This is a genomic window from Bifidobacterium aerophilum (genome assembly GCF_010667685.1).
GTDB lineage: Bacteria > Actinomycetota > Actinomycetes > Actinomycetales > Bifidobacteriaceae > Bifidobacterium > Bifidobacterium aerophilum.
In genome coordinates this window covers 21,490-34,739 of record NZ_WHZW01000005.1, presented here as the reverse complement: position 1 = coordinate 34,739, position 13,250 = coordinate 21,490, and the positions used below count along the sequence as shown (strand labels likewise).

Annotated in this window: 8 protein-coding genes; 4 read left to right on the top strand and 4 right to left on the bottom strand. The window is 65.0% G+C overall.

The annotated features are described in order from the left end of the window. Nucleotides 1-134 precede the first annotated feature (134 nt). On the bottom strand, nt 135-1,532 hold the full coding sequence (locus GFD25_RS02920) for a DUF2252 domain-containing protein (RefSeq protein WP_163229985.1): 1,398 nt from the start codon (nt 1,530-1,532) through the stop codon (nt 135-137). Nucleotides 1,533-1,706: 174 nt separating this feature from the next. Between GFD25_RS02920 and glnA the strand changes: the two genes are divergently transcribed. Further along, nucleotides 1,707-3,044: a type I glutamate--ammonia ligase gene (gene glnA, locus GFD25_RS02915; protein WP_163229816.1), complete on the top strand. Its 1,338-nt coding sequence runs from the start codon at nt 1,707-1,709 to the stop codon at nt 3,042-3,044. 10 nt (nt 3,045-3,054) lie between these two features. Next, nucleotides 3,055-4,272: an MFS transporter gene (locus GFD25_RS02910; protein ID WP_163229814.1), complete on the top strand. Its 1,218-nt coding sequence runs from the start codon at nt 3,055-3,057 to the stop codon at nt 4,270-4,272. Between the two features lie 76 nt (nt 4,273-4,348). On the opposite strand, the gene GFD25_RS02905 is transcribed toward GFD25_RS02910, so the two are convergent. The 3 genes from GFD25_RS02905 to GFD25_RS02895 form a co-directional block, all read right to left on the bottom strand. Next, the gene (locus GFD25_RS02905; protein WP_420837541.1) at nt 4,349-5,281 is read right to left on the bottom strand and encodes a hemagglutinin; all 933 of its coding nucleotides are present in this window, start codon (nt 5,279-5,281) and stop codon (nt 4,349-4,351) included. A 135-nt stretch (nt 5,282-5,416) separates the two neighbouring features. Beyond that, nucleotides 5,417-9,568, bottom strand: a complete 4,152-nt coding sequence (locus tag GFD25_RS02900; protein WP_163229812.1) for a DUF3418 domain-containing protein — start codon at nt 9,566-9,568, stop codon at nt 5,417-5,419. Nucleotides 9,569-9,632: 64 nt separating this feature from the next. Continuing rightward, on the bottom strand, nt 9,633-10,289 hold the full coding sequence (locus tag GFD25_RS02895) for a class I SAM-dependent methyltransferase (RefSeq protein ID WP_163229810.1): 657 nt from the start codon (nt 10,287-10,289) through the stop codon (nt 9,633-9,635). 153 nt (nt 10,290-10,442) lie between these two features. Between GFD25_RS02895 and hflX the strand changes: the two genes are divergently transcribed. Next, the gene (hflX, locus tag GFD25_RS02890) at nt 10,443-11,927 is read left to right on the top strand and encodes a GTPase HflX (protein WP_338024613.1); all 1,485 of its coding nucleotides are present in this window, start codon (nt 10,443-10,445) and stop codon (nt 11,925-11,927) included. 213 nt (nt 11,928-12,140) lie between these two features. Then, nucleotides 12,141-13,103 (top strand): L-lactate dehydrogenase, encoded by a 963-nt coding sequence (locus tag GFD25_RS02885; protein WP_163229806.1) that lies wholly within the window; start codon nt 12,141-12,143, stop codon nt 13,101-13,103. Nucleotides 13,104-13,250 lie beyond the last annotated feature (147 nt).

The window sequence follows — 13,250 nt, the reverse complement described above, 5'->3', positions numbered from 1 at the left end:
GAGCAAGCGTCATCGCAACACATTCAGGACAAAGCGGCCGTTTTCCGGGAATAGTCGCGCTGGAGCACGACCATGAGCACAGACAGAGCCGTTTGACGATGGCGGTCATTCGCATGCGTCGAACGAAACACGTTTTACGCCGCACAAGGCAACTCACCCGAGTCGATGAGCTGCCTGAACAACGCGTAGTCCGCGTCGTTCTGGTCGGCATAGGCTGACGCGAACGACGCGATCGCCTCGTCGAACGTTTCGTCCTCGCCCACATACGAGGCGATCGCGATGCGGTCGCCGGTACGCGCGTGCGCATGAGCCAGGCATCGCGCGCACATGCGTCCCAGATCGGACAGTGCCAGATCGTTGAGGTGATCGATGTCGATCGATCCCTTGCCGTTCCAGAACTGGCGCACGTAATAGTCGCGCTTGTGCCCATCCTCGGCCATGAAACTCGCCCAGCCCAGCAGCACGTCTGCGGTCGACTGGATCAGCTTCTGCCCCTGCACCACGCGCTCGCCGTGCGTCGCGTACTTCGAACGGCCCACGAACCGTTCGAGCACCGACTCGTTCGCCTCCTTCATCTGCAGCATCAGCGGGTCGTCGATGTCACGGCCGGTGAGTACCGACACCCACGCGCGCGTGCCCACCGAGCCGACGCCCACCACCTTGCGGGCCGTGTCATGGTACGTGTAATGGCTCAGCACATGCCGTCGGTCCTCGTACAACGAATGACGGTAGCTGTCGAACAACGTTTCAAGTCGTCCCTGCAGCGCCTCGAGATCGGCGTAATCATGCAGCTCGTTGATCGGAGTCAGCTCCGGCGGCTTCGAACGGAACCGCAGCTTGCCGCCGTCTCGATACGTGAGCTTGGCCGCCGCGCGGTTCGAATCCTTGATCGCGGCCTTGGCCGCCGCGTCGCGCAGCGTGCGGTTGCGCTTGCCGTTGACCGTGCGCTCGTAATGGTCGAGCGCCGCCTCCACGTCGATATGGTCGTACCATGCGTCGAGATAGTCCATCTGCGAGAACTGCTGCAGATGATCGCGATACGAATGCACGCAACGCTTGACGGCCTCTCGGCGTTCCAGCTTGCGAATGCCGTTCGCGCGTCCGCAGATCTCCACCGACACGGCAAGGCGCTTGATGTCCCACTCCCAAGGCCCGGTCGTCGTCTCGTCGAAATCGTTGATGTCGAACACGAGACGCTGCGAGGGTGAGCGGAACATGCCGAAATTGCCGATGTGCGCGTCGCCCACCGCCTGAACCGGAATGCCCGTCACCGGCGTGCGGGCCAGATCGTTCGCCATGATGAGCGCCGTGCCGCGATAGAACGTGAACGCGGACACGCTCATGCGCTGGTATCGCAGCGGGATGAGATCGGCCACGCGGCTGCGCGACTGCTCCTCCAGCAGCCCGATCACGTCACGGCGGTTCTCGCGCACCTGCCACAGCGCATGGCTTTCCAACGGCACGCGGAAGCGACGGTCCAATCCGGCCCGTTCGCGTTCGGCAGGGGTCGAGGCCTGATGCCACGAGGTCATGTCGATGATCGGATGGTCGGCGTCGGCCGTGGGAAGAATATTGCTGTCGCGTACACTCACATGCACTACCTTACCGCGCGGCTTGCCAAGGGCCTTTCGAACGGACTCCGCCGGGCACCGCGAAAACGGATTGTTAACGAGACACGTAACACGCCGATGGGACGATATTGCCTTATGGATAAACAGCAGGAGTTTGCACTGCGCACGGTCGAGGAACGCGACGTGCGCTTCATTCGGTTGTGGTTCACCGATGTTCTGGGCACGTTGAAGTCCGTGGCGATCGCGCCGGCCGAACTGGAGGCCGCGTTCGAGGAGGGGCTCGGATTCGACGGTTCGGCCATCGAAGGCATGACCCGCGTGTCGGAGGACGACATGATCGTCCAGCCCGACCCGTCGACCTTCCAGATCCTGCCGTGGCGCGGTGGTCCGCAGGGCACCGCCCGCATGTTCTGCGACATCCTCACGCCCGACGGCGAGCCGTCGCTCGGCGACCCGCGCCACGTTCTCAAGCGCGCGCTCGCCAAGGCGAAGGAGAAGGGCTTCACGTTCTACGTGCATCCCGAAATCGAGTTCTACCTGTTCGAGCATCAGGACGACTGGTCGAAGGCGCCCACGCCGATCGACGAAGGCGGCTACTTCGATCATGTGCCGCGCAGCCCCGGAATGGACTTCCGCCGCGCCACCGTGAACATGCTCGAGCAGATGGGCATTTCGGTGGAGTACTCTCATCACGAGGCGGGCCCCGGTCAGAACGAGATCGATCTGCGCTACGCCGACGCGCTGACGACGGCGGACAACATCATGACCTTCCGTACCGTGGTCAAGGAGATCTCGCTTGAGCGCGGCATCCACGCGAGCTTCATGCCCAAGCCCCTGGCCGACGCGCCGGGTTCGGGCATGCACACCCACCTGAGCCTGTTCGAAGGCGACGCGAACGCGTTCTACGAGGCCGGGCAGGAGTTCAACATGTCGATGACGGCCCGCCAGTTCGCGGCCGGCATCCTCTACCATGCGGCGGAGATCTGCGCGGTCACCGACCAGTACGTCAACTCGTACAAACGCCTGTGGGGCGGCAACGAGGCGCCGAGCTACATCTGCTGGGGCCACAACAACCGCTCCGCCCTGCTGCGCATCCCGCAGTACAAGCCGGGCAAGGGCAACTCGGCCCGCATGGAGTTCCGCGCGCTCGACCCGGTCGCGAACCCGTATCTCGCGTACTCGGTACTGCTGGCAGCCGGCCTTGACGGCATCGACAAGCAGATGACGCTCGGCGAGCCGACCAGCGACGACGTGTGGGAGCTCACGGACGCGGAGCGTCAGGCGATGGGCATCCAGCCGCTGCCGGAGTCGCTCGACGAGGCGCTCAAAATCATGGAGAAGTCCGACTTCGTGGCCGACGTGCTCGGCGAGCATGCGTTCGAATACTTCATCCGCAACAAGCGTCAGGAGTGGGACGCGTACCGTCGCCAGGTCACGCCGTACGAGCTCAAGACGTACCTGCCCAAGTTGTAGTATTTCACCTATGACTGTCACCAAGAACGCGGGTGCCGACGGCACCCGCTTTTTTACGCTTCCAGTGATCGTGCTCATCGCGATCAGCTTCATGCTGGGCATGAGCGAGTTCATCGTCGTCGGCATCCTGCCTGACATCGCGACCAGCCTGACCGTCTCCGAAGTGACGGTCGGCAATCTCGTCTCGCTGTTCGCGTTCGTCTACGCTCCCGTCACGCCGCTCGGTTCGGCCCTGTCCGCGCGGTTCCCGCGGTTCGCCACGCATATGACGCTGATGACGGTGTTCCTGATCGGCAACGTGCTGTGCGCGTTCGCGCCGAACTACGCGGTGCTCGTCGTGGCCCGCATCCTCATAGCGCTCGTCTCAGGCACGCTCGTCGCCATCGCGATGACGTACGCGCCCGACGTGACGACCGACCAGTACCGCACCAAGTTCATCGCATGGGTGTTCTCCGGCTTTTCCATCGCCTCCGTCGTCGGCGTGCCGGTCGGCACCTGGGTCGCGAACACGTTCGGCTGGCGGTGGACGTTCCATCTCATCGACCTGCTCACCGTGATACTGATGGTGCTCATGGTGGTCGTGCTGCCCCGCAACAGCCACCTCATGAAGGTCGGCTTCCTGCCGCAGTTCCGCCTGTTCTTCGATTTCCGCATCTGGCTCGGCGTGCTCGCCGTCGTGTTCGGCGCAGGCTCCAGCTACGTGTTCTACACGTATCTGACGCCGATCATGCGCGACGAGATCCATGTGCCCGAACAGTATCTGAGCATCGGACTCGTGGTCTACGGCGTCGCCTGCCTGTGGAGCAACCTGTACGCCGGCAAGCTCGCCGAACGGGGCAGGGGAGTGGAACCGCTCTACCATCTGCGCTGGGTGTTCCTTGCGCATGGCGTGCTATTGTGTTCGTTGGCCCTTGCCAGTGTGATCCCTTGGTACGGCGCCATCCTGCTCGTCGCGCTCGGCATGTTCATGTACCTGTTCAACGCCTCGTCGCAGGTGCTGTACATGGACGTGGCCGCCGAAGCCCATCCCGGTTCGATGAACCTCGCCGCGTCGCTCAACTCGATGTCGTTCAACATCGGCATCGCGATCGGTTCCGCGGTCGGCGGCGTGGTCAACGATTCGCTCGGCCTGACCTGGCTCGGTCCGTTCGGCGCGATCTTCTCGCTGTGCGCCGTGGGCGTGACGATGGCGATGGGCCGGTATCTTGACCGGAAGATCGAACGCTGAATCAGTCGGCATTTTCCCATCGGGGTGGTCCGTGCACATCGCAGGCCGCCCCGATCTCATATGACGTCGGCAGGTGTCACCGGGCCGACCCGAACCAGCTCTGGTAGATGATCGCGAAATTGCGGTTGCCGTAGCTCGAACACGCGTCGCCCTCGCCGACGCCCGCCGCCAGCGCCGCGTCGTTCGGCTGGTACGGCGTGTAGATGTACAGCAGTGCGGTCGCCTTGTTGCGGATGTACACGTCGGTGCCGCCGCATGACGCGTTCGGATGGTATTGGATGTAATTCAGCGCGTGCGCATGGTATCCGTACCGATCCTCGTGGGCGACGTAATAGCGGTAGCGTTTCGCCGAACCGTACACCTGCTTGAAGAACCCGGCGTATTCGGGATCGCAGCTCGCGTCGTCCGGGCAGCTCAGTCCCATCGCCGACTTGTATTGGAACGCCGAGATCCTGGTGGCCGTGACCAGATGCTGCTCCTTCTGCAGCACGGTGAGCAGCACCTTCTGGCTGATGCCGCACGCCTTGCCCGCCTTGGCGATGATTTGCGCCGCGGTCTCGCCCTTCGCGCCCCGGTACGCGTCGCAATATTCGTCGGCTGGCTGGTTCGTGGTGTCGAAGGTCTTCGACTTGAGACAGTCCTTGCCGGAGCAGGACGCGCCCTGCTCGTCGAGGAACGCCTGCACCTCGGCCTCGCTCATCGCGTTCGCGTTGAAGAACTGGCCGTCCGAGATGATGTCGCCGGGGTCGAAGTCATAGGTCCTGGCCAGTTCGGACTGGCGGGCTTCGGCCTCCTTGAGGTCGAGACGCCACTGGACGAACCGCACCGTGCCCAATGCCAATGCAATGACGCAGACGATCGCCACCAGCGAACACAATGCGGCCTTGATGCGTGCGGCCAACGACGCCTGCCGCCACCAGCGTGCCGGGGTCATGATGCCGCCTGTTCCGCGTCGGGTCTTCCCTGTGCGCTTGGCGTTTTTCACGGTTTTCCCGGACTTGCCCGCCATGTTGGACGCACGGGAGACCGGCCGTTTGCGATTGCGTTTCTGGTTCGTGTTCCTGTTCGACTGTGCCATCGGGCGACATTGTAGTAGCCCGATCCGGAAGAACGTTCCGCATCGGGCCGCCATCGTCCATCCGACTCAGGCCAGCGCTTTCTTGATGCGGGCGAGGCTGACCGGCCTGGCGGTACCGAGCTCCTGCGCCCACAGGGAGACGTAGAACTCCTCGAGCATCCATCGTGCGGCCGTCGCCTGCTTCATCAGCGTCTCATGACGCGGACCGGCCGGCTCCGCCTTCGCGCGCGTCATGGCCTTGTCGACCAGCGCACGGGCCTCGTCGGCCTCCCACGCCCAGCGCACGTCGCGGTTCTTGTCGGACTTCGCCTTGGTCAGACGCATCATGTCGGCCTGCAGGTAGCGGGGGATGTTCGCCAGCGCGTCCGGGGGAGCGGCCCCGATGAATCCGGGGAACACGAGCGTCGCGATATGCTCGCGCACCGATTGCAGCACCGACAGCATCGGCAGGTCGGCTTTGCCGCTCGTCGCCTTGTCGACCTCGGCGTAGCGCTTGAGGATCGTGATCACGTCATGCGCGACCGCATACACGGTGTCCTCGTACACTTCGCGCACGTCGAGCACCGCGTCGGCCAGCGCCTCATCGTCGGGCAGCGTATCGACCTTCGGCAGCAGGCGCTTGACCGCGGCCAGCTGCAGGTCCTCCACGAGATCCTTGGTCGTCTTGTACGGCGCGGACGCGAGCATCAGCGCCTCCGTGCCCAGCCAACGCGACGACACGCGCTCGTTCGGCAGACGCAGCGCGTCCAACGCGCCTCGCCACAACATCGTCGCACGCGATTCGGTCGTGGCGCCCGCCTTGTGCAGCAGGTTCGCCTGCTCGACCAGCCTGCCCTGATCGGCCGCGCGATCGGCCTGCTTCTTGACCATCTGCCGCGCCGACGCCTCGGCCTGCGCCGCGAACCGGCGCTGCAATTCGACCAGCGACTTGCCGGATCCCAGCACCTTGACCGGGCCGCGTGCGCCGCGCCGGCCACGGGCGTTCTTCGGCGCGGGCAGCTGCTGCTCCACCGCGAACGTCATGCGCAGGTACGAGGGAAGTTTCTCCCACAGTTCGCCGGTCAGCACCTCCGGGTGGATCTGCGCGCCGACCGTCGCGATGGCGGCCCGCGTGAACACATGCGGCAGGTCGGTCCAGCGCGCCGCGGACGAATCGGTCGCGGTCGCATCGTCCCCGCCGAACGCCTGCGGCAGGTTCGGCTTGCCCCGTTCTCCCGAGCCCGGCAGATCGGCCACATGGTCGTCGATCCACGCGCGGATCTTGCGCGCCGTATCCGGCGCCGGCACGAACTGCACGCGCAGCGACTTCGGCAGCGCCTTGATCAGCCCCACGATCAGCTCGTCCAACAGGCCGGGCACGTTCCAGGTGAACTGTTCGGGCGTGATCCTGGACAGCGCCTTCAACGGCACATGCACGGTCACGCCATCGGCCGGATCATGCGGATCGTACACGTAGCTCAGCCGCAGATCGATCGGCCGGCCGTCGGTGCCGAGCGTATGCCAATGATCCGGATAGTCAGCCAGCGACACCGACTCGGCGGTGGCCAGACGCTCCACCTTGTCCGGGTCGAAATCCAGCAGATGCGGATGCTCGTCATGCTCGCGCTTCCACCATTTCGCCAGATCGGCCACGCAGGTCACGTCGTTCGGAATCACCGACTGGTAGAAGTCGAACAGGTCCTCGTCGCTCACCGTCTGCGCGATCTGACGCGTGCGGTTCGCATCGTCGGCCGCCTCGTCGAGGATGTCGCGGTTGCGGCCCACGAACTCGTCGTAACCGAACCGCTGCTGGATGTCGCCCTCGACCAGACCCTGCCGGATGAGGAAGTCACGCGCCTCAAGCGGATTGATGCGCCCCCACTGCACCGTGCGATCCTGCACGATCGGCAGGCCGTACAGCAGCACCTTCGCGCTCGCCACCGCCGAGCCGCGTGAGCCGGACCAATGCGGCTCCGCATACGTGGTACGCGTCAGCTGGCCGGCCAGCGGCTCCGCCCACGCCGGGTCAATCGCCGCCGAATACCGCGCCCACAGGCGGCTCGTCTCCACAAGTTCGGTGCTCATCACCCATGCCGGCGTGCTTTTGGCGACGCTCGAGGCGGGGAACAGGGCGAAATGCGTGCCGCGCGCACCCTGATAGTCGTTCTTCGCCATCTTCTGCGCGCGCTTGATCGCCTTCGCTCGCGCGGCGCCCTTCAATCCCGTGAAATCCGACGCCTTCGGCTCGCGGATGATCTGCATGCCCATCATCGACAGCAGACCGGCCAGCATCGACGTGTGGATGCCGCGATCGTCCCACGAGCAGCGCAGCGAGCCCGCCGCCTGCTGGTTGATCGGCAGCTGGCGGATCTCCAGACCCGGCCGGGACGCCGGTTGAGGGGAGCCTACCGTGAACTTCAGCTCATGGCACATGTCGGTGAGCTGGTTCACCAGATCCTTCCACTGGCGCACGCGCAGCCAACTGAAATACTCGGTCTTGCAGATGCGGCGCAGCGCCGAATTGCTCGGCTCGCCGTCCGCTTGGAAGATACGATCCCAGATGTTCAGGGCCGTCAGATAGTCGCTGGTCGGATCCGCATACCGGTTATGAATCCGATCGGCCTCGTCGCGCGCCTCGTCCGGTCGTTCTCGTGGATCCTGCAGACTCAGGAACGCGACGATCACCAGCACCGCGGCCAGCGTGTCCGGCGTGGTCGACCTCGCCGCCTCGATCACCATGCGTCCCAGACGCACGTCGATCGGAATGCGCGCCAGCTGGCGGCCGATATGCGTCAGCGTCACCTCGCCGCGCCTGCGGGCCACCGCCTTCAATTCGGTCAGCTCGTTGAAGCCGTCGGAGACGGCCTTCATGTCCGGCGGGTCGATGAATCCGAAATTCGTCACGTCCTCGGCCGTGCGCGCCACGCCGACCGACAGCATGTGCAGTACAACGGCACCCAATGAGGTGCGCAGGATCTCCGGTTCGGTGAACCGGGGGCGCGTCTCGTAGTCCTCGCGCGAATACAGGCGGATCGCGATGCCGTCCGCGATACGGCCGCATCGGCCGGAGCGCTGGTCCGCGCTCGCCTGCGAAATCGGCTCGATCGGCAGCCTTTGGACCTTCGCGGTCTTCGAATAACGGCTGATGCGCGCGGTGCCCGGATCGACCACGTACCGGATGCCCGGCACCGTCAGCGAGGTTTCGGCCACGTTCGTGGCGATCACGATGCGCTGATGCGTATGCGGTTCGAAGACCCTGTGCTGGTCCTTGGCGGAAAGCCTGGCGAACAGCGGCATGATCTCGATCGCGTCCGGGCGGCGCATGTCGTCGGCGCGCGGGCCGTAATGGCGACGCAGCGCGTTCTCGAACTCGTGGATGTCGCGCTCGCCCGAGGCGAACACGAGGATGTCGCGGGCGCCGCGTTCGTGACTCGAATGGATGACCAGTTCGGCGCAGGCGCGGGCCACGGCCGTCGGCATGTCCATATCGACGTCGCGGTCGGCATTGCGCCCCGAACCGTTGCCGCCGCGTTCGGCTGCGCCCGGCGCGGCGGACAGTTCCGCATACGCCTCCTCGCCGGGCAACGCGCCGGTTTCGAACCCGGGCACGTTGCGCATCAGCGCCGGCGCGGTGCCGAGCGGCTCGTACACGACCTGCACGGGGAACGTGCGGCCGGACACCTCGATCACCGGCACCTTCTCGTGCAGCGCATGCTCGAAATGCTCCTTGAACTTCACCGAATCGATGGTCGCGGACGTGATCACGAGCTTCAGGTCACGCCGCTGCGGCAGCAGCGCGGTCAGATAGCCGAGCAGAAAATCGATGTTCAGGCTGCGCTCGTGCGCCTCGTCGATGACGATCGTGTCGTACTGGTTCAGTTTCGGATCACGTTGGATCTGCGCGAGCAGGATGCCGTCGGTCACGACGCGCAGCCGCGTCTTCGGCGAGCTCTCGTCGGTGAACCGCACCTGATAGCCGACCTCGTCGCCGAGTTGCACGCCCATCTCGTCGGCGATGCGTTCGGCCACGGTGCGCGCGGCGAGACGACGCGGCTGCGTGTGCACGATCTGCCGGCCGTGGCTGCCGCGCCCCAGTTCCAGCAGGATCTTCGGCAACTGCGTGGTCTTACCGGAACCGGTCTGGCCGGACACGATCACGACCTGACTGTGACGGACGGCCTCGGCGATCTCGTCACGGGCGGCCGACACCGGCAGTTCCGGCGGATATTCGAATTTCATCAGTGAATCGTCCCTAACATGAAGCGGGCTCCCCGGCGACGGGGAGCCGCGAATTGGAATGCGCCTACTTGTTCCGCACCACTTCGATGACGCGGTATCCCTTGGCGGAATGGTATTTGCCCACCTCGTAATCGTCGCCGAGCGCGCCCGCCAGCCACGGGATCAGCGAATCGGCGCCGAGGTTCCGCTGCACCACCAGATACGCCGTGCCGCCATTCGGCTTCAGCCTCGGCAGCCATGTCATAAGCAGCGTGTGCAGGGCCTCCTTGCCGACGCGGATCGGCGGGTTCGACCAGATCACGTCGAAGGTCGCATCGGCCGGCATCGTCTCGCAGGCCGTCGCCGTCTGTTCGGGCAGGGGGGCGCCGGACTCGTCCGTCTGCGTCACGTGCACGTTCGTGCAGCCGTTGCGCTTGGCGTTCGCGGCGGTCAGTTCGAGCGCGCGGACGTTCACGTCCACGGCCCACACGGTCGCATCCGGCGCGGCGAACGCCAGCGCCAGCGATACCGGGCCCCATCCGCAGCCAAGATCGAGGAACGTGCCGCGCTGAGGCGGCTCGGGCACCTCGCGCAGCAGCACCGACGTGCCCAGATCAAGCCGCGAACCGGAAAACACGCCGTTCGACGTCTCGACCGTCGCCTCGTTGCCCTGCAACGTCACCGTCAGCCGACGGCGAACGTCCTCGGACGCGGGTTCGGCGGAAAAATACTGCTCGACCATATGTCTCCTTGCCCCTGGCACGCCATCCATGCGATGTGGCATGTCTTCCAAAACGATGATAATAAGGACCACCATAGTTTAATCGTGAGCCAAGAGAAGCGAGAGGTGCCATTGAGCGAGCAGAGCCAGCAGCCGGCCGTTGACAGCGGCGTCGTGAACCAGTCCATCGTGGGGCAGGAGCCGGAACTGACCGGCGTGCTGGCCGACCAGTCCGACGTGCTGCTTGACGAGAACGACCACGGTGCGGGATTCGGCGAACGATCCAGCGAGGCGTGGGAGGAACGCGAATCGCGCAACCAGCTCAAGCATGTTTCAGGTCTCGGCGAACTGCAGGACGTCACCGAAGTCGAATACCGCAAGGTGCGACTCGAACGCGTCGTGCTCGTCGGCGTCTGGTCGTCCGCCGTGACCACCGCATCCGCCGCCGAGGAATCGCTGCGCGAGCTGGCGGCGCTCGCCGAAACCGCGGGCGCGGTCGTATGCGACGGTCTGCTGCAGCATCGCTACCGGCCGGACGCGGCCACCTATGTCGGTTCCGGCAAGGCGAAGGAGATCGCCGACATCGTCGCGCGCGAGGAGGCCGACACGATCATCGTGGACGACGACCTGCCGCCGAGCCAGCGGCGTGCGCTTGAGGATGCGACCAAGGTCAAGGTCGTGGACCGCACCGCCGTGATCCTCGACATCTTCGCCCAGCATGCGACGTCGCGTGAGGGCAAGGCGCAGGTCGAACTCGCCCAGCTCGAATACATGCTGCCGCGACTGCGCGGCTGGGGCGGTTCGCTGTCGCGACAGGCCGGCGGCCGTGCGGCCGGAGCGGACGCGGGCATCGGCTCGCGTGGCCCGGGCGAGACGAAGATCGAAATGGACCGTCGCGTCATCCGCACCCGCATCGCCCGACTGCGCAAGCAGATCCGCGAGATGGCACCCGCCCGCGAAGTCAAGCGAGGCTCGCGTCGCCGGTACGGACTGCCGACCGTCGCCGTGGTCGGCTATACCAATGCCGGCAAATCGTCCTTGACCAATAGGCTCACCGGTTCGGCCGAACTCGTCGAGAACGCGCTGTTCGCCACGCTCGACACGGCCGTGCGGCGCGCCCGTGCCAAGGACGGGCGTCTGTACGCCTACGTCGACACGGTCGGCTTCGTGCGACGTCTGCCCACGCAGCTCATCGAGGCGTTCAAATCCACACTGGAGGAGGTCTCCGAGGCGGATCTCATCGTGCATGTTGTCGACGGCTCGCATCCCGACCCGTTCTCGCAGATCGACGCGGTCAACGACGTGCTCGCCGACATCGACGGCACCGCCGAGATCCCGCGCATCCTCGTATTCAACAAGGCCGATCGCATCGACCCGGCCACGCGCGAGCGTCTGTCGTCGCTGGAACCGGACGCGCATATCGTGTCCGCGTACAGCGGCGAAGGCATCGATGCGCTGCGGGAGCACGTCGAAAGCATGCTGCCCGTGCCGAACGTGCACGTTCATGCGCTGCTGCCGTACGCGGCGGGTTCGCTGCTGTCGCGCATCCGCGAATACGGCCATGTGATCGACGTCGATTACCGCGACGATGGCATGATGGTCGAAGCGGAAGTCGGCAGCCATCTGGCCGCGCAGGTGATGGAGCAGGCCATCGACTGAGTCCTGCCGGAAAGCGGTGTCATTCCGGCGATTCCACGATGCGGACGTCGCTCGTGGACAGGCGTGTGAACGCTCCCGAGAGTGTGACGAAGATCACTTATGGCCGATGCGGCACGTGCGCCGGAAACGTCAGCGTGTGTGGATAGAGTGAATATGTTGTTTGGATGAATGCCGACACAATCGGCAGATTTTGTAAGAGAGGTCGCTAACAACATGGCTGAATCACTCATCAAGCCCACCAAGCTCGCAGTCGTCGGCGCCGGCGCGGTCGGCTCCACCCTCGCCTTCGCCGCAGCCCAGCGCGGCGTGGCCCGCGAGATCGTTCTCGAGGACATCGCCAAGGAGCGCGTCGAGGCTGAGGTGCTCGACATGCAGCACGGCTCCAGCTTCTACCCGACCGTCTCCATCGACGGTTCCGACGATCCCGAGATCTGCCGCGACGCCGATATGATCGTCATCACCGCCGGCCCGCGCCAGAAGCCCGGCCAGTCCCGCCTCGAGCTTGTCGGCGCGACCGTCAAGATCCTGCAGGCCATCATGCCGAACCTCGTCAAGGTGGCCCCGAACGCCATCTACATGCTCATCACCAACCCGGTCGACATCGCCACGCATGTCGCCCAGAAGATCACCGGCCTGCCGCAGAACCAGATCTTCGGCTCCGGCACCAACCTTGACTCCGCCCGCCTGCGCTTCCTCATCGCCCAGCAGACCGGCGTCAACGTCAAGAACGTCCACGCCTACATCGCCGGCGAGCACGGCGACTCCGAAGTCCCGCTGTGGGCCTCCGCCACCATCGGTGGCGTCCCGATGTGCGACTGGACCCCGCTGCCGGGCCACGAGCCGCTCGACGCCGCCAAGCGCGAGGAGATCCACCAGGAAGTCAAGAACGCCGCCTACAAGATCATCAACGGCAAGGGCGCGACCAACTACGCCATCGGCATGTCCGGCGTCGACATCATCGAAGCCGTCATGCACGACACCAACCGCATCCTGCCCGTCTCCTCCATGCTCAAGGACTTCCACGGCATCTCCGACATCTGCATGTCCGTCCCGACCCTCCTCAACCGTCAGGGCGTCAACACCGCCATCAACACCCCGGTCTCCGACCGTGAGCTCGCGGCCCTCAAGCGCTCCGCGGAGACGCTGAAGGAGACCGCCGCCCAGTTCGGCTTCTGACAAATATTCGGCTGATGGAGCGTAAGCCGCCTTTCCTCAACCTCGACGCACCGTCGTGCGCCTTCGGTTTCGGACGGCGGCTTCCGCACGCATCAGCCGAATATTTGCATTGATGTGACTGCCACGTGTGTGGCAGTGCAGAAAACC